At 63.5% G+C, this 17,568-nt stretch carries 14 protein-coding genes; 7 read left to right on the top strand and 7 right to left on the bottom strand.

The genetic code is table 11. The features are described 5' to 3' along the window. Positions 1–515 precede the first annotated feature (515 nt). From GGQ96_RS16695 to GGQ96_RS16685, 3 genes are all read left to right on the top strand, one after another. A complete protein-coding gene (locus GGQ96_RS16695; RefSeq protein ID WP_082731222.1) occupies positions 516–3,104 on the top strand; it encodes a TonB-dependent receptor in 2,589 nt (862 codons plus the stop codon). A gap of 67 nt (positions 3,105–3,171) precedes the next feature. After that, the gene (locus GGQ96_RS16690) at positions 3,172–4,017 is read left to right on the top strand and encodes a DMT family transporter (protein WP_066667189.1); all 846 of its coding nucleotides are present in this window, start codon (positions 3,172–3,174) and stop codon (positions 4,015–4,017) included. A gap of 202 nt (positions 4,018–4,219) precedes the next feature. Then, the gene (locus GGQ96_RS16685) at positions 4,220–4,627 is read left to right on the top strand and encodes a nuclear transport factor 2 family protein (protein ID WP_184116617.1); all 408 of its coding nucleotides are present in this window, start codon (positions 4,220–4,222) and stop codon (positions 4,625–4,627) included. On the opposite strand, the gene GGQ96_RS16680 is transcribed toward GGQ96_RS16685, so the two are convergent. Beyond that, positions 4,611–7,580 carry a Tn3 family transposase gene (locus tag GGQ96_RS16680; protein WP_008603805.1) on the bottom strand — a complete coding sequence of 990 codons (2,970 nt, stop codon included), beginning with the start codon at positions 7,578–7,580 and terminating at the stop codon, positions 4,611–4,613. The two genes, GGQ96_RS16685 and GGQ96_RS16680, sit on opposite strands and share 17 nt — an antisense overlap. A gap of 173 nt (positions 7,581–7,753) precedes the next feature. On the opposite strand from GGQ96_RS16680, the gene GGQ96_RS16675 reads away from it, so the two are divergent. Next, positions 7,754–8,314 carry a recombinase family protein gene (locus GGQ96_RS16675; protein ID WP_017184234.1) on the top strand — a complete coding sequence of 187 codons (561 nt, stop codon included), beginning with the start codon at positions 7,754–7,756 and terminating at the stop codon, positions 8,312–8,314. A gap of 84 nt (positions 8,315–8,398) precedes the next feature. On the opposite strand, the gene GGQ96_RS16670 is transcribed toward GGQ96_RS16675, so the two are convergent. The 4 genes from GGQ96_RS16670 to GGQ96_RS16655 all read right to left on the bottom strand — a co-directional run bounded on the left by GGQ96_RS16670 (position 8,399) and on the right by GGQ96_RS16655 (position 12,633). Further along, on the bottom strand, positions 8,399–9,478 hold the full coding sequence (locus tag GGQ96_RS16670) for a Cj0069 family protein (RefSeq protein WP_157838154.1): 1,080 nt from the start codon (positions 9,476–9,478) through the stop codon (positions 8,399–8,401). Between the two features lie 88 nt (positions 9,479–9,566). Then, positions 9,567–10,052, bottom strand: a complete 486-nt coding sequence (locus tag GGQ96_RS16665) for a superoxide dismutase (protein ID WP_246360685.1) — start codon at positions 10,050–10,052, stop codon at positions 9,567–9,569. Positions 10,053–10,309: 257 nt separating this feature from the next. Further along, positions 10,310–11,707, bottom strand: a complete 1,398-nt coding sequence (chrA, locus tag GGQ96_RS16660) for a chromate efflux transporter (protein ID WP_008603799.1) — start codon at positions 11,705–11,707, stop codon at positions 10,310–10,312. A 2-nt stretch (positions 11,708–11,709) separates the two neighbouring features. Then, the gene (locus GGQ96_RS16655; protein ID WP_008603798.1) at positions 11,710–12,633 is read right to left on the bottom strand and encodes a chromate resistance protein ChrB domain-containing protein; all 924 of its coding nucleotides are present in this window, start codon (positions 12,631–12,633) and stop codon (positions 11,710–11,712) included. Positions 12,634–12,828: 195 nt separating this feature from the next. On the opposite strand from GGQ96_RS16655, the gene GGQ96_RS16650 reads away from it, so the two are divergent. The 3 genes from GGQ96_RS16650 (at position 12,829) to GGQ96_RS21865 (ending at position 14,522) form a co-directional block, all read left to right on the top strand. After that, positions 12,829–13,719, top strand: coding sequence for a DUF1259 domain-containing protein (locus GGQ96_RS16650; RefSeq protein WP_008603797.1), 891 nt, complete (start codon positions 12,829–12,831; stop codon positions 13,717–13,719). A gap of 77 nt (positions 13,720–13,796) precedes the next feature. After that, positions 13,797–14,120 carry a PepSY domain-containing protein gene (locus GGQ96_RS16645; RefSeq protein ID WP_202408384.1) on the top strand — a complete coding sequence of 108 codons (324 nt, stop codon included), beginning with the start codon at positions 13,797–13,799 and terminating at the stop codon, positions 14,118–14,120. A gap of 75 nt (positions 14,121–14,195) precedes the next feature. Next, complete coding sequence (locus tag GGQ96_RS21865) at positions 14,196–14,522, top strand: Rap1a/Tai family immunity protein (protein WP_223178489.1); 327 nt, start codon at positions 14,196–14,198, stop codon at positions 14,520–14,522. A gap of 473 nt (positions 14,523–14,995) precedes the next feature. Here the strand turns inward: GGQ96_RS21865 and GGQ96_RS16640 are convergent, their stop codons facing one another. Together GGQ96_RS16640 and pcaF are read right to left on the bottom strand one after the other, a co-directional pair. Next, positions 14,996–16,333, bottom strand: coding sequence for an MFS transporter (locus GGQ96_RS16640; RefSeq protein WP_022674933.1), 1,338 nt, complete (start codon positions 16,331–16,333; stop codon positions 14,996–14,998). 31 nt (positions 16,334–16,364) lie between these two features. Further along, entirely contained in the window at positions 16,365–17,567 is a 1,203-nt protein-coding gene (gene pcaF / locus GGQ96_RS16635; RefSeq protein WP_022674934.1) for a 3-oxoadipyl-CoA thiolase, read from the bottom strand. Position 17,568: the final 1 nt, after the last annotated feature.

Here is a 17,568-nt window from a genome sequence, read left to right as displayed (position 1 = left end):
GGCCGGTCGCTGCGGCGATCGACCCACCTTCCTTATGTTCCCCCAGCGTCAATCTGCCAACTTCGCGCCGCTGAAGCCTCGGTGGTTGCCTCAACGCGTGAACACCCCTGAGCTATTGGAGGGCGCCAGCGACCACCTCGGTTGCGACTCCGCGCTGCTGCCGCATTCGCACTTCCGGCTTTGCAGGCGCCCCGCCCCGTGCGCGAACTCGCAAGCGTGGGGGGGGCATATCCAGCGCCGCCGACGAACGTTCCAAAGGGCTCACCCGCTTCTACAGATCATTGGTGTGCCATCGATTTACATACCATGCCGGTATCGGCTAAGAATTCTTTGGCGGGGGCATACTTGATATTCCCGAAAGACTGATTTGCCTTGTTGGTGTCACCGACCTCCTAGGTATCGATCGCATACGTCATCTGTATTGGACGTTCGGAAAGACTTCTTCCTAACTTTCGTCAACGAACGCGTTCTGACCGGGCGGAGCCCCGGCAGTCGAGCGAACGGGGAGGAAATACATGAAGGCTCATCGAAGCTACACGGCGACCATCCGCCGAACTGTGTCCAGCACGGCACTCGCGATCGGTCTTGGCGTGGTTCCCGCCCCTGCCTTGGCACAGACCACCATTCCCGCCCAAACGCCACCGGAACAGCCCGTCGTTGAGGCGGGCACCTCGGCAGCACAGGCCGCGCCGGCCCCGGCGGCCTCCGCCCCACCCGTACAGCAGTCCGACCCCATCGCCGAGGAACCTGGAGGCATTGGCGACATCGTCGTGACGGCGCGCCGTCGCGAGGAGAGCATCCAGAACGTCCCTATTTCCGTCGCGGCGTTCGGGGGCAGCGCGCTCGCCGAGCGTCAGATCGACTCCTCCGACAAGCTCACCCAGCTCGCTCCCAATGTCCAATTCAGCGCGGTTGCGCCCGCATCCGGCAACAGCTCGTCCTCCGCGATTTTCATCCGCGGCGTCGGTCAGACCGACTTCCTGGCCTCGACCGATCCCGGCGTTGGCTTCTACGTCGACGGCGTCTACTTCGCACGCGCCAGTGGAACCGCCATATCGCTACTTGATGTTGAGCGCGTCGAGGTGCTCCGCGGCCCGCAGGGGACGCTGTTCGGTCGCAACACCGTCGGCGGTGCCATCCAGGTCTTCTCCGCGCGCCCAAACTTCTCCGGCGTGTCCGGCAACGTTGGCTGGACGCTCGGTGACTATAAGCGCGCGGATCTGCGCGGCGTCCTCAACCTCCCGGTGAGCGAGACGCTGGCGGTACGGTTCGCGGCCACCAAGCGCATCCGCGACGGCTACGTCACCAACATCCTCGACGGACGCGACTTCGGTGACGTCAACACATTTGCGGCCCGTGCAAGCCTGCTGTGGAAGCCGAGTGACAAGTTCGAGGCGCTGCTGATCGGCGACTACACCAAGGACGACGTGAACGGGTCGCCGACCGTCTTCGGCGGGATCAACACCAGCGCCGCGTTCGTCCGCTTCGCCTCGGTAATCGCGGGTTGTCCCGGCTTCGCGCTGACGAACCCCGTCACGCCGGTGCCGGAGAACAACGATCGCCGCTGCGCCAACAACCAGTACTCGGCCCTCGGCCCCTTCAAGGTCGCCTCCAACGCGCCCAGCCGGTCCGAGCTGGAGATGTACGGCATCGGCCTGACACTCCAGTACGACGTCGCCGACTGGCTGACCGTCAAGTCGATCACTGCCTATCGCGAGACCAACCCTTTCTCGATCCGCGACGCCGACAACACGCCGCTGCGCATCCTCGAGACCGTCAACCAGGACAACATAAAGCAGTTCACCCAGGAGCTGCAGTTCCTTGGCGAGACCCCCAACGGCCGCCTCAAGTACCAATTCGGCGCCTACTATTTTCGCGAGACCGACTACCAGTTCTACCCGGTCTTCCTCCCGTCGCAGATCAGCGCCACCACCGGCGAGGAACTGCGCGTCGGCGGCCTCAACAACAACGCCGACATCAAGAATGAATCGCTGGCGATCTTTACGCAGGAGTCCTTCGCGATCACGGACAAGCTGAACCTGACGGTCGGCCTCCGCTACACCCGCGACAAGAAGGAGGCCACGCCGTTCGAGACCGCCGCCGTCAGCGGCTACGGCTACACGAACGTCGGCTACAACGTGGCCTATCCCGCGCCGCTGAACGCCCAGAACGTCTGCCTCGGGCCGCAGCGCACGGGCGCGGTGGCCGCGACCTGCACCGGCTCCCGGACCTTCCTCTTCAACCCGGTCCTCAACTCGAAGACCAACAGCAAGTTCACGCCCGCGGCGACGCTGCAATATCAGTGGACACCGGAGCTCATGACCTATGCGAGCTACTCGCAGGGCTTCAAGAGCGGCGGCTTCAACACCCGCATCGTGCAGCCCGTCATCTCGCCCAACGCGCCGACGGGTCGGGAATTTCTGCCCGAATTCGACCCCGAGCAGGTGACGTCGTACGAGATCGGCGGCAAGCTGCTCATCGGCCGCACGCTCCGGCTTTCCGCCGCAGCCTTCAAGTCGAAATACAAGGACATCCAGATCGTTGTGCGCGAGGGCGTCGCCCCGGTCGTGCGCAACGCCGGCGAGGCGACGATCAATGGCTTCGAGGTCGAAGGAACCGTCAGCCCGATCGGTCCGCTGCTGATCAATTTCGGCGTCGGATACACGGATTTTGGCTACGACAGCTTCACGAACGCGCTCAATGCCGGGCAGGCGAACCTTGCGCCTGGCGCGCTAGGTCGCGTCGACCTCGACGACATGCAGGCCTATACGCCGAAGTGGAGCCTCAACGGCGGGTTCGCCTACCGCATCCCGTTGAGCTCGGGTTCGCTCACTCCGCGCGTCGACGTCGCGTACCGCAGCAAGACCTACTTCGACGCGCCGAACACCGAGCAGATCGCCCAGAACAAGTATGCGCTGGTCAACGCGACCTTGCGTTACGCCGACCGGGCCGACCGCTACAGCATCGCTGCGGGCGTCACCAATCTGACCAACAAGGCCTATATTGGCAGCGGCAATTCGTCCCTCACCGCAGCATCCGGCTATGCCGAGGTGACGTACGGCCCGCCGCGCATGTTCACGGTCGAAGGCACGATCAATTTCTGAACCCTCTCTCCACGGGCAAGTGTCCGGTAGGTCCCGGTCGCTTCCCGACCTCGTTACGGTCGCCCCGATGCTGTTCGTCAGCATCTGGGCGACTGGCTTTTTGGTCGCACGCCTCGTCGCGGGCCACGCGGACCCGCTCACTTTCCTGACCATCCGCTTCGCGTGCGGTACGGCCATATTCACCGGCTTAGCTGCGCTCGCCGGTGCGTCCAGGCCCCGCGAACCGCGGTTGTGGGCGAACGCGGTCGTCGCTGGCCTCCTGCTCCAGGGAATTTATCTGGCGGGCGTGTTCTGGTCAGTCAGCCATGGCCTGCCGGCAGCGGTCTGCGCCCTCATCACAGGCCTGCAGCCGCTCCTGACCGCAGCGCTGGCCGGGCCGATGCTTGGCGACCGCGTCACCCGTCGGCAGTGGATGGGAATCCTGGTCGGCTTGATCGGCGCGACAATGGTGCTCGCCCCGCAGGTGACCTCGTCCGTCCACGCGGCGGCTCCCGTCACCGTCGCGGTCGCGGCGCTGGCGACCGTCGCCATCACGCTCGGCACCATCTGGCAGAAGCGCAGCGGCGGTGGCGTTGACCTACGCGTCGGCGCGGCGATCCAATTCGCCGCCTCGGGCCTCGTCATCGCGCCCGTCGCGCTCCTGACCGAGGATATGCGCTTCGATGGCAGCTGGGAGGCGTGGAGCGCGCTAACCTGGTCGGTAATCGGCCTGTCGGTCGGCGGGATGACCTTGCTCCTGATGATGATCGGGCGCAGCGCGGTCTCGGTCGTCGCCTCGCTGTTCTACCTTGTGCCGCCCGTCGTGGCGGTGCTGGCGTTCATGCTCTTTGGGGAGGCGCTCGGCGCGGTGCAGATCGCCGGCCTGATCGTCGCCTCCGCGGGGGTCGCGATCACGACACGGGACAGAAGCTGACGTATGTTGATGGTCTAGGAAGGGCGCCGGTGAGAGGATGGTTCAAGTCGTACGCTAAGCCCGGCGACTGCTCCGATCGGGATGGTGAAAGGGGAATGCTAGCGGGAGGTCCGCTGGCTTGGGATTAGCGCCCGATCCCGGACCGGCCGTTCGCGACACCATTTCAAAAGAGGATCGTTTTCTCAGGGAAGGATGCTGTTAGATGTCATTGGAGCTAAATAAGGCGAACGTGATCGCCTTTTACGAGATGATGTTCAACGACTGCCGACCTGCTGAGGCAATCAAGCAATATGTCGGCGGAGAATATATCCAGCACAACCCTCAAGTCGCTACCGGAAAGCAGGCATTTATCGACTATTTTGAGCGGATGGCACGAGAGTGGCCTGGCAAGAGAGTCGAATTCAAGCGGACTATTGCAGAAGGAAATACCGTGGTCCTGCACTGCCATCAGCACTGGCCCGGAGACCACGACTACGCTGGCATCGACATCTTCCGATTAGATGATGAGGGTCGTATCGTCGAGCATTGGGATGGGCGTCACCTCAAGGTTTGTGCGCCAGACAACGATTTGGCGGACATAATGAGAACACTGGCTATGCCACGAGTTTGAGGCGGGCCATGGGATCGTTGAGGGTGCGGAACTCGCCAGGGGAGAGCCGGTTTGCCCTTTGCCACAGATAGTCGCCGGTCAAACTGATATGCACCCAGCCCATCGGCGAGAGATGGGCAAGCAGCGCATCATCGAAGGTGCCGCCGGATGATTGGAGATGCTGGGCGGCCCTGTCCATATAGACGGTGTTCCAGTAAGAAATCGCCGCGATCAGCAGATTGAGGCCCGATGCCCGATATTCCTGATTCTCGATCGAGCGATCGGTGAACCGCCCCTGTCGGTTGGTGTAGATCGCGGCGGCAAGGGTATGACGTGCTTCGCCTTTATTGAGGCCGGCCTGGCAGGCGCGACGCAAGTCGGGCTGTTCAAGCCAGTCGAGCGCAAATAGCGTCCGCTCGATGCGGCCGAGTTCGGCCAGCGCAAAATCCAGCCTGTTCTGGCGCTTGTAGGCGGCCAGCTTGCGCAGGATCGCGGAGGGCGCAACGGCTCCTTCCTTAATGGAGGCGACGATCCTGACGATGTCATCCCAATCGGCTTCGATCGCCGCCGTCTTGATCGTGCGGCCCATGAGGCTTTCGATGCCTTTGTAGGTCGAAGGCGCGGCGATCGAGCCGAGTTTCCGGTCGGCGATGTCGCGCAGACGGGGCACGAACCGGAAGCCGAGAAGATGGCAAAGGGCAAAGACATGGTCCGTCGCGCCGCCGGTATCAGTGTAATGCTCATGCAGCGGTAGCGCGCCGGCGCCGAGCATCAGGCCATCCAGCACGTAGGGGGCCTCGCCGGCGGTGGCCGACATGATCCGCGATCCGAACGAGGCAAAATGATCGGACAGGTGGGAGTAGATCTTCAGGCCCGGCTCGCTGCCATATTTCGCATTGATGTCGGCCGCCGCCGATCGGTTGCGGCCCGAGCGGAAGAACTGCCCATCGGAGGATGAACTAGTGCCGGCTCCCCAATGGCGCGTGAAAGGAAGATCATGGTGCGCGGCAACGATCATCCCCAACGCGGCCTGATAGTTTTCGGGCGACAAATACCAGTTGTGGGTCCAGGCAAGCTGGGCGTAGCTCACCCCGTCGCTGGCGTTGGCCATGCGCTCTAGACCCAGATTCGATCCATCAGCGAGAATGGCGGCGAGGATCGCGTGCGGGTTGTCATGCTCCTTGCCGGACCGAAGATCGCGAAATGCGCTCAGGAACCCGGTGCGCTCGGCCACCTCGACCAGGAGTTCGGTGATCCGCACGCGCGGAAGCAAGGCGTCGAGCCTGCGATCGAGAGCCTCCGCCTCGGGTGGAGTGATCGCCGGCATGGGTTGCAGCTTGAGCCGGTCGCGTTCGAGCGCCACGCCCGCGAGCCTGTTCGCCTTGAGTTGCTTGGCGAAACGGCGCAGCCGCCAGTCGAGCGTCCTTGCCCGCTCCTCCAGATAGGCGGCCGCATCGGTCTGGAATGGCAGGCTGTCGGCCACCTTATCGGCATCGCGTCGACTCAGCAAATAGGTGTCGAAGCGGCGATAATTGCGGGTTCCTTCGACCCATATGTCGCCGGCGCGCAACCGATCGCGCAGCGTGGCCATGATGGCCGTCTCGTATCGCCGGCGATCGACCTGGCCACCTTCGGTGATGAGGCGCTTCCACTGCCGGTTGGCGAATGGGAGCGGAACGCCCTCGGGCAGGCTGCGGGCCTTGCGGGCATTGGTATCGCGGATGACCTCGATGGCCTTGACCAGTTGCGATCCGCTCCCCGATGCCTTGAACGTGAATGTATCGAGGAAAGCCGGGCTGAACCGCCGCAGCGTCGCATAGCGACCAGTCGCCGCGACAAGCGCATCTTCGCCCGCCAGCTCGGCCAGCGCATCGACCTGCGATTTGGCTGCGACCAGTCTGTGCCAGCCTACCGCTTCGTCGATCAGTTCGAGCGGATTACCGCCATGTTCGACCGCCTCTCCCAGCGCGGCGATCGTCGCGCCGAACAGCCGCATAAGTTCGCCGACCGAGCGGATGCTGTCCTGATAGCGCCTTTCCCGCCCGCGCCGCGCCCGTGTGAACAGGCTTCCGACAAGCCTGTCGAACATCTGGATCGCACCATCGGCGAGCCTGGCATCGAGGTCGATGACCGCCGCGATCAGCGTCGCGCGGCGCCTGTTAAGGCTATAATCGGAGAGCAGGAACGCCGGCGCAACGCCACCTTCGCGCATGAACTGCGCGAACCGGAAGTCGGGGATTTTCGCGCCGATCGCCGGGTCGATGCCGATTCCGCGCACATAGCGTAGCCGTTCCAGCAGCCCGTTGATGTTCGCCGTGGTGGGCGCTTCCTCGAAATTGCGCAGCCAGGCCAGCGGCGTCATGCCGAAGTCGCTGTTGTTGACGATCAGATCATCGATCCGCGCCAGTTCGGCATGACCCAGGCTTTCGACAATGAGCGCCGCCGCGGCTTTGCGGGCGCGTGCCCTGCCGGCGAGGCCCGCACGTTCGAGCGTGTCTGCCGATGGAAGAATGAAGCGTTCCTGCTTCAGCCCCTCCATCAATGCGCGGACAATAGGTTCGCCCCGATCGGTCCGCTCCGCAGCTCTTGCGGCGAGATCGAGCGCGAGCGGTATATCCCCTCGCCGAAAAGGGTGTAGCCCCAGATGCCGTGCCGCAATGTCGGCATGATCGTTACGTGTTTGCGCGCGCTGGCCATAGTCGGCGAACGCATCAACATCGACGAAGAGCTGGGCGGCGAGATAGTGAAGGACCGCATCGGGGACGTCGACGTCGGGCTGCAAACCGAAGCCGGGATGCCGCATAAGCGCGATCTGCGTTGCCAGACCGAGGCGGTTGGCAGGGCGATAGCGGCGACCGACCAGTTCGAGATCCTCGGCGGCAAGGGTATAGTGGCCGACGATCGCGGTTTCGTCATGGGGGATATCGAACAGGCGACGCCTTTCTTCTCCGGTCAATAATCGCCGCCGCGCCATCCTGCCTCCATCCCGAGTCGAGAGCGACAGGCTAGCGTCAATCTGGAGTATAGCCTAACCGGACGTCAGGATGCAGCGGCGGTTTCTGTCAGGATAGGGTTATGGCAAGCATTTATTGACGCATGTTCCGCCGTGTCATAGAATTCAACCTGACATTTTGACCGGAGGCGGCGATGAAAGGCCAGAGGATCGGTTACGTCCGGGTGAGCACATTCGATCAGAATGTCGATCGCCAGTTGGACGGGCAGTCGCTCGACCGGATTTTCACCGACAAGGCATCGGGCAAGGACATCAACCGCCCCGAACTCGATGCCATGCTCGCCTTCGCCCGCGAGGGTGACACCGTCGTGGTCCACAGCATGGATCGATTGGCGCGTAATCTCGACGATCTGCGCAAACTGGTTCAGTCCCTCACCAAAAGAGGCGTCCGGATCGAGTTCGTGAAGGAAAGCCTGGCCTTCTCGGGCGAGGATTCCCCGATGGCCAACCTGATGCTCTCGGTCATGGGTGCGTTCGCCGAATTCGAGCGCGCCCTGATCCGGGAGCGGCAGCGCGAAGGCATTGCGGTCGCCAGACAACGCGGTGCTTATCGCGGGCGGAAACGTTCCCTCTCCGACGAAATGGTCGCCGAGCTGCACCGCCGTGTTGATGACGGCGAGCGCAAGGCCGTCATCGCCCGTGACCTGGGGATCAGTCGCGAAACCCTCTACCAGTATCTCCGCGCTGCCACCTGAGCCGGTTTCACCCAGCCTCGCTCACCCTTAGGCTTGTCTGATTGATACGACCAATGTCACGTCTCTTGAATTGCTTGAATCATATCAATGAGGATTGGAGGTCTCCTTCGTCAAACGAATGGCAAGAGCGCGACCGATTGCCGCTGCGGCGACTGGCTGGACGGCGCTTGGCGGAAATGGTGCAACCGAACTAGCATTGATCTCGCAAAGCGCATAGGAGCCATCGCTGATGGCTTCACCAGGGCGAAATAGGAAGTCGGCGTCCCAAAGAAGCGGAAGATCGTGGTCGACGATCGACAGCAACCTTTGCATCTCTGGAATCCAGCGATCCTCCATCGCTTTCCGTAAGGCTGCGAAGCGCGTCACCTCCGGTCCGAACATGGCGCGGCCCATCGGCTGTGGGGTTGACGACGTTGTATCAATGGCCGTTGGCGTCATCAGCGCAGTGATCAGGTTGTGCCCAAAGCCAACCACTCGGTGCCCGCACACGTAGCAGCGGACCATGCCCTCGGACGACTGCGGCTGATAAGCCTGATCGATCAGCACGCCGCCGTCGTTTAGAAACGGCACCCACCTTTCCAAGCACTCGGCTAGGCTGATGCGCTCCGATTTGCTTCCTTGGCGGGCCTCTTGAACTTTCACCGACGTTTTCAAAGCCGGAGCGTTTCCCGCTTCGTCTAGTTGGACACGCCATACATTCCTGCCGCCGTTGCCGTAGTTCGGCTTCAGCACGCGCGGGCCTGCGGCAAGATGTTCGGGGAAACGAGCGCGAAGGCCTTCAGCGTCCACGTATCGATCGACATCGCTGCCCCATTCCATGGATCGCGTTGTGTAGAGCACTTCCTTGACGCCGATTTTGGCGATCACGTCAGGATGCGCGCTGACGACAACGCCGCACCCCGCGACTTCGCGCAGCATTGGATCGAGCTGCGAGCGGTCGCCTGAAATGTCCAACGGATTCACCCAGACCAGCACTGCGTCGCACGACAGCAGCTCGTCCCGAATCTCGCGAACCGCCTCGTCCCTGTACAGTACAGGCCTTGCGGTCGCCCCGAGCGCCCGCAAGGCCTGCATTATCGGCCACTGCCGGGCTTCATGAAAGCGATGCGTCCACTCGGCTGCTTGCCCACGCCAAAGAAGAGCGATGTTCGGGCCGGATGTCATTGTTGCATCTCCCCATCGGACCTGTCCCCTTTGTGGTCGCGAACTCAGGTGTCGCGCAGCAGTGGGTGTTAAGCCACGGCGGTCGGGTTCAGCCGCCGCCGCGCAAAGCCGCGGCATAGCGCCGGTCGACCACTTCCCAGTCGATGTTGCGGAAGAAGGCGTCGACATATTTGGCGGCGGCGGTGCCGTAATCCATGTGGAAACTGTGCTCGTACATATCGAGCGCGAGCAGCGGCACGCCGGCAATCGCACCGTGCATATGATCCCACGCCCAATGGTTGTGCAGCGAGCGCGTGTGGAGATTGTAGACGAGCACGCACCAGCCCGATCCGCCGGCAAGGCTCATCCCGGTACGGCGGAAGTCGGCTTCCCAGCGGTCGAACGAGCCGAACGCCGCGCCCAGCGCGTCGCGGATGGAACCGGCTGCCTGGCCGTTGCCGCCGAGCCCGTCGAAATAGACCTCATGGAGCACGACCGAGCCGGTGCGGTGCAGCTCCTCGCGCTTCAATCCGCCATAGACCACCGGCGGCAGGTCCGTGTCAGCGAGCGCGGCGGCAAGTCGTGTCTCGATCATATTCAGGGCCTTGACCGAGCCCGCATAATTGTTCTCGTGGTGCGATGTGATCAGCCTTTCGGAGAGGCCGTGAAGCCTGGCGGGATTGAACCTGAGCGGCTTGACCTGATGATTTCCGGCAAAGGCGGGGACAGCCGCCGGCGCTGCGGCCGGCGTCTGCGCAGAGGCTTCGTTGATAGTCATGGCGGCGGCTCCGATGCCAAGAGTTGCGATTGCACTGCGTCGGGAAAGATGGTCGATCGTCACGCGTCACTCCTTCAGATGATCATTACATATGCGGCCCCGAGGACCGAGCAGACGCCGAGCACCGGCAGCATGCCGGCCTTGAACCGGAACATGGCGAGTATCGCACCCACCGCGAGCGCCAGCGCCGGCCAGTTGACGGACGTTAGGACTGGGAGATCGATGGTGCCGGCTGCGAACGGCACTTCGCGGACTTGCTCGAACAGAGTGTGGATACCAAACCAGACCGCCAGATTGAGGATCACGCCGACCACTGCGGCGGTGATCGCCGAAAGCGCGGCCGACAATGCGCGGTTGCCGCGCAGCCGCTCGATGAATGGCGCGCCGGCGAAGATCCACAGGAAGCATGGCAGGAAGGTAACCCAGGTGGTGAGGATTGCGCCGAAGGTCGCGGCGACGAGCGGCGGCAGCCCGGTCGCTTCGCGGAAGGCCGCGAGGAAGCCGACGAACTGCGTCACCATGATCAGCGGCCCGGGCGTGGTCTCGGCCATGCCGAGCCCGTCGAGCATCTCGCCGGGCTGGAGCCAGCCATAGGTCTCGACTGCCTCCTGCGCGACATAGGCGAGCACCGCATAGGCGCCGCCGAAGGTCACCACCGCCATCTGGCTGAAGAAGGTGGCGATGCGGCTGAACACGTCGTCGGGGCCGAACGCGAACAGCAGCGCTGCGACCGGCCCGAGCCAGAGCAGCAGCAGGACGCCGGAGATGCGCAGCGACCAAGAGAGGTTCGGCCGGGCATGGTCGGGAAGGCCCTCGCCAAGAGCGGTGTCGCGGTCGTGGATTATCTCAGCGCCGGCGGGACCATGTCCGCCGCCGCCCTTGAATGCGGCGTAACCAGCGCGGCCACCGAAGAAGCCGATCAGCGCGGCGGCAAGCACGATCAGCGGGAAGGGCACGTCGAGCACGAAGATCGCGACGAACGCCAGCGCGGCAAAACCGCGCATGACGTTGTTCTTCAAGGCACGCGAACCCACCCGGACCACCGCCTGTAGCACCACCGCCAGCACGGCGGCCTTCAATCCGAAGAACAATCCCTCGACCAGCGCCACTTCGCCGAGCAGCACATAGACATAGCTGAGCCCTAAAATCGCGAGGAAGCCGGGCAGCACGAATAGCGCGCCCGCGACCAGGCCGCCCTTGGTCTTATGGAGCAACCAGCCAATATAGACAGCTAGCTGTTGCGCTTCAGGGCCGGGCAGCAGCATGCAATAGTTGAGCGCGTGGAGGAACCGCTCCTCGCCGATCCAGCGCTTCTCCTCGACCAGGATGCGATGCATCACCGCTATCTGGCCCGCCGGTCCGCCGAAGCTGAGCAGCGCGACCCTGATCCAGACGCGCACCGCCTCGCCAAAGCTGATGCCGTGCTCGTGCAGCGTCTCGACTGCGATTTCAGCGCGTGCGCTGGCCTCCATCTTTAGTCCTCTTTTCGCCGGGTGAAGTGAGCATAGAATCCGTCGAGCGCGGTCGATCCGCGCGCGATCCGCTCCTCGTCGTCGTCGGTGCCGGCACAGATGCCGGCGATAAGCGCGCTCACTCCCGGAGTTTCCGGGCGCTCGAACCGAGCATCGGCAATATCAAGGTCGTGAACAATTTCGCCGAGCGCCCGCAGCGCGGGGTCGGTCTCGAGACCGGTGAGGAACACCAAGGTCTCGAAGGAGCAGCGGTCGCCTTCGTGGGTGAACTCAGCGTCCGCCATGTCGAACCTCAGTTCGTCAGGCTCCGGCACATATCCTTTGCCCTCGACGAACTTGAAGCTCGCCTCGGGGTCGATGAAGCGGCGAATGAGCCAGGCGGACGCGATGCGATCGACATGGACATGGCGGCGCGTCACCCAAACGCGGCGCTTTAGCTCCGCCGGGGTCAGCTCGGGCGCACCGGGGCCGCTCACATCGGGATGTTGGTGAGAGCGGCGGTCCGCCTCGGTGATGGCGGCCTGTGCCGCCTGCCGACCATGCGCACCGAAAAAGTCGATCGCGGCGACCTCGTTCAGGCGTTTGCGCAGGCGGCCCACATCCGCCGCCGCGACATACTCGCCCTCACACAGCGCGCGCGCCTCGCGTGCCAACTCCTCATAGTCGGCGTCACGCGCAGCGTCGAACACTCCGCGCAGCTCCGCATCGCCCATGCCGCCGACAAGGCGCGCTTCGAGGATCAGCGCCTCGCCGCCATTTTCGGTGATCTCGCGATGCAGTTCTTCGAACAGCGCGCGCGTGTCCTCGCGATTGGGGAGCGCATGGACGGCGTTCTTGAGCGGCGCGGCCCCGATCGCCTGCAAACGCCGCCAGACCTTCACCCGCAAATAGGCAGGCTTAGCCGGAAGCTGCGGGATCAGGAGCAACCAAGGGGAAGCTTGTGTGTTTGTCATAGTTGTATCGTCACTAGCCTACAAGTGTAAGGGTTGCATCACAAGCCTCATGAACATAGGACTGCTTATCCCGAAGAAAGAAACCGGAGCGCAATGTCGCGGCTCGCCGGCGGCGCGCTCGCATGACGTGAGGCTTTCCGTGTCGAGTGCGCTGATGAAGGATCAATTATGCTGAAAAAGACCATCGCCTTGGGATTCGCCAGCCTCCTGCTGGCAAGCCCGGCATGGGCAGCGCCGGACTGGTCGGCTGTCGACCGGGCGATAGGACGAGCGGGGGCCGAACAGCCGGGGGGCGTTCACCGCTACAGCTTCCCGCGTTCGGACCTGAGCGTCACGCTGGATGGGGTGACGATCAAGCCCTCCCTCGCGCTCGGCTCTTGGGCGGCGTTTCAGCCGATGGGCGACGAGGCGATGGTGATGGGCGATCTCGTGCTGACCCACGACGAGGTGAACCCCGTTTTGAGCCGCCTGCTCGCAAGCGGTTTTACGATCACCGCGCTCCACAATCACCTGCTCCGCTCTTCGCCTGCGACCATGTACATGCACATTGCCGGCCACGGCGACCCGGTGAAGCTCGCGGCCGCGCTCCGGCAAGCGCTATCAGCCAGTCGGACCCCGCTCGCCGCGCCGCAATCGCCTTCGGCCAGCGCAGCCGCATCGCGGCTCGACCTCGATGTGGCCGCGCTCAACCGGTTGATGGGCGGTGAGGGCAAGACGGCCGGTGGCATCCTCCAATACAGCTTTCCGCGCGCCGAGCGGCTGATGGACGGCGATATGGAGACTCCGCCGACGATGGGCACGGCGACCGCGATCAACTTTCAGCCAACCGGGGACGGCCGAGCCGCCATCACCGGCGATTTCGTACTTGTCGCAAACGAGGTCGATCCGGTCCTGCGCGTGCTGCGGACGAACGGGATCGAGGTCACGGCGCTGCATAATCATATGCTAAACGACGAGCCGCGGCTGTTCTTCATGCACTTCTGGGCCAACGACGACGCAGCCAAGCTCGCCCGTGGGCTGCGCGCGGCGCTCGACAGGATGAACAATCAGAGGAGTTGAACTCGGACGACGGCTCATTGGGCCGTAACCGCCGCCCGCCCGACCCCACGGCCCTTATGCAGGAAGTGGAATGGAACATGGCTAGCAAACGAACTCTCACTGTTGTCGCAGGCGTGGGCGCGGCCGCGCTGGCGATCGCGGGCGTGGCGATCGCGCAAAACCACGAGGCGAACGAAAACCGGATAATCGGCAAGCACAGCGAACGAGACATCCCGCTTGCTCAGGTGCCCGAGGCCGCGATGAACGCGGCACGCGCGCAACTCGCGTCAATAAGCAAAGCGGAGCAAGTCACCCGAAAGGCGGACGGAAGCACGCTCTATGAAATCAAGGGCAAGAACAGCGACGGAAAGACGATCGAACTGTTCGTCACGCCCGAAGGCCAGGTGCTCGGCCGCGAATGATGGATCAGCACGGGGCGCCGGCCGTCGAGGGCCGTGCGCCCCTTCCGAAATGATACTGCGGAATAGGAGACGAAAATGCGGCCAAGGCGATGGATATTGTTATGCGCCGCTTTGGCCGCCCTGCCTGATAGTGCGATCGGCCAAACCGAACCCGCGTCGGCGACGGGCTCGGCGTTGTTCGTAAGCTGTCAAGCGAATGAGCCGCGATGCGGCGCTTACCTCCAAGGCGTGCTCGACATGATGATCGTCGCGCGAAAAGCGGAATGCCGCGCTCCACGCTATGACCGATCGGCGCTGCGCGCGGCATATTTACGCTGGGCGGAGCAGAATAGCTATTTTATGAGTGTTCATATGGTGGCCGGAGCTGAACGCTCGTTAGCGAAGGCTTGGCCATGTCAGTAGCATCGTACCCCGCGGCGTAGCCTGCCCGGCGGCTGCCTTTGAGGGCAGGCGGAGCGTCCGCCTGGCGGTGAATTCCGCCAGCTCAACGATCCCATGTCGCGCCTCAAGCTCGCTAATTAGCCGATGTTCGCATTATGTCTGCCAAATCGTTGTCTGGCGCACAAACCTTGAGGTGACGCCGGATGTGCTTCAAATTATCCCCGACCACTTTGAAAACCCGAACGGCATGTTCTGATGAGGGGTCCGTACTCCCACATTCTGCCATTGAGCCTGCTCCGTACGGTCCCGAAGGCTGCCAGCCATTTATCGATCGAGTACCGCCTTTGAGCGCCCGCCGGTTCTTCGTAACAGGGAGCCTGCAGTGAGACAGCCGGGAAGTATGCGCTGATCGCACGGGCAGGCGATGGGCTTGCCTACCCTGACCGATTCTGCTGAGCCTACGTCCTTGATGCGGGCACCGACGGCTGACGGCCTCAGGCGGGTAGCGCGGCCCCCGGCAGCTCGTCCGGAACGTGCGACCTGTACCGCCGAGCGAAGAGCATCATCGCCGCGACCGAGATCAGCCCCGGCACCGCGAAAGCGACGAAGTTCAACGCCATCGGCAGCTTGGCAGCGAGCAGCAGTCCGCCCAGCAGCGGCCCGACGATCGCTCCGACCCGACCGACTCCCGAGGCCCAGCCGAGCCCCGTCGTCTTGATAGAAGCGCCGTAGAAGTCCGCCACGGTCGCGTAGAGGAGGATCTGCGTGCCCGTCGTGCCTGCTCCCGCGACGAATATCAGCAGGTAGAGGACGGCCGTCGGGCTCTTCGCGCCGAGCAGCGCGATACACGTCGCGCCGATCGCGAAGGAACTGACCACAACGCGCACCAGTCCGTAACGGTCGGCAAGCCGCCCGCCGCCGATGGCGCCGAACATACCGCCGAAGTTGAGGGCAAGAAGAAACGACAGGCTCGAGCCGAGCCCGTAGCCGGCGGTGCGCATCAGCTGCGGCAGCCAGGAGCCGAGCGCGTACACCATCAGCAGGCAGCAGAAGAAGCATGTCCACAGCGCCAGCGTTCCACCCGCCCGGCCATCGTGAAACAGCGCGGCGATGGAGGATGAGCCCGCTTTAGCGTCCCGCAGGACCAGTTGGCCGCCCGGGACCGTGCGGCCGGGTGCGATCTTCGTCAGAATGGCACTCGCACGTCCCTCGTCCCCCCGACGTATCAGAACGGCGAGCGACTCAGGTAGCTTCCAGAGCACGATCGGGAGCAGACAAAGAGGCACCGCGGCAGCGAAGAACATGGCACGCCAACCAAACGTCGGCAGCAGCCAGATGCCGAGCCCGGCGGCTACCATGCCGCCGACTGCGTAGCCACTGAACATCAGCGCCACGAGCGTCGTTCGCAGGCGTTTCGGTGCATATTCATTCGTCAGCGCCACGGCGTTGGGCATGAGCCCACCGCATCCTAGTCCCGCCAGGAAGCGCATGACCCCGAACTCCGTTGTGTTCCCGACGAAGCCGTTGACGATCGTCGACACGCTGAAGATGGAGAAGCAGATGGCGATGCAGCGCTTGCGCCCGATCCGGTCGCCCAGCGATCCGAAGGTTAGCGCGCCGATCATCATGCCGAACAGCGCCCAGCTTGCGAGCGAGCCCGCCTGGGGTGGGGTGAGGTCCCACTGTTCCATCAGCTGGGGCAGGATCGCGCCATAGATGAAGACGTCGTAGCCATCGACGATGAGGAGCAGGCCGCAGAGGACGACGATTGTCCAGTGGAAGCGGCCGAACGTGGCCTCGTCGACAATGTCGTTGACCACGGTGCCTGCCATAGACCTACTCCCCTGCAAAATCGGTGACGTCTCAGACACGCTCCAGCATGAGCGCGATCCCCTGGCCGACGCCGATGCACATGAATGCCATGGCGTAGCGACCACCGGTGCGATGCAGCTCCTCAACGGCCGTCATCGTAATCCGCGCACCCGACATGCCGAGCGGATGGCCGTACGCAATAGCCCCTCCGTTCCGATTTACGCGCGGATCATCCTGCGCGATGCCAAGATCACGCAACGTAGCGATGGCCTGACTGGCGAATGCCTCATTCAGCTCGATCACGTCGAGCCGATCAAGGCTAATCCCGGTATTCCTGCTCAGCTTGCGCGCCGCCTCGATCGGACCGACGCCCATGATCCTTGGCGCGATGCCAGCTGCTGCCATGCCAAGCACACGTGCGCGAGGACGAAGCCCGTTACGTGATGCGGCGTCTTCGGAGGCGACGAGCATAGCTGCTGCGCCGTCATTTAGCCCGGAGGCGTTCCCCGCCGTCACCGTACCGTCGTGGCGTACCACCGGCTTCAGCTTGGCAAGAGCGCCCAGGCTTGACGCGCGCGGATGCTCATCCTGTGAGAAATCGATCGGATCGCCCTTTCGCTGAGGAACGCTGACCGACACGATTTCAGCCGCCACACGACCACTAGCGATAGCTGCTGCGGCCTTCTCCTGGCTGGCGAGGGCGAAGCGGTCCTGATCTTCGCGTGATACGCGCCACACGTCAGCGACGTTCTCGCCGGTTTCGGGCATGGAGTCGACGCCATAGGCGTGACGCATCGCGGGATTGACGAAGCGCCATCCCAGCGTCGTGTCCTCAATCTTCTGAGAGCGGTCAAAGGCTGAATTAGCCTTGCCGAGCACGTACGGTGCCCTGCTCATGCTCTCGACACCGCCGGCGATTATGAACTGTGCATCCCCGCAGCGTATCGCCTGCGCCGCGATGCCGACAGCGTTTAGGCCTGAGCCGCAGAGGCGATTGACGGTTGTACCTGGCACGGCTTCAGGCAACCCGGCCAAAAGCACGGCCATGCGCGCGACGTTGCGATTGTCCTCTCCCGCTTGGTTGGCACAACCAAGGATCGTGTCGTCAACGGTTTCCCAGTCTACGCCTGCGTTGCGTGCGGCGAGCTCGCGGATGGGGATGGCCGCGAGGTCGTCGGCGCGGATCGATGACAGGCCGCCATTGAGCTTGCCGATGGGGGTACGGATGGCGTCGCAGATGAAGGCGTCAGGCATG

This window comes from Sphingomonas abaci (genome assembly GCF_014199625.1).
GTDB lineage: Bacteria > Pseudomonadota > Alphaproteobacteria > Sphingomonadales > Sphingomonadaceae > Sphingomonas > Sphingomonas abaci.
The sequence above is the reverse complement of the archived record's forward strand: the minus strand, read 5'-3'. Positions and strand labels throughout refer to the sequence as shown.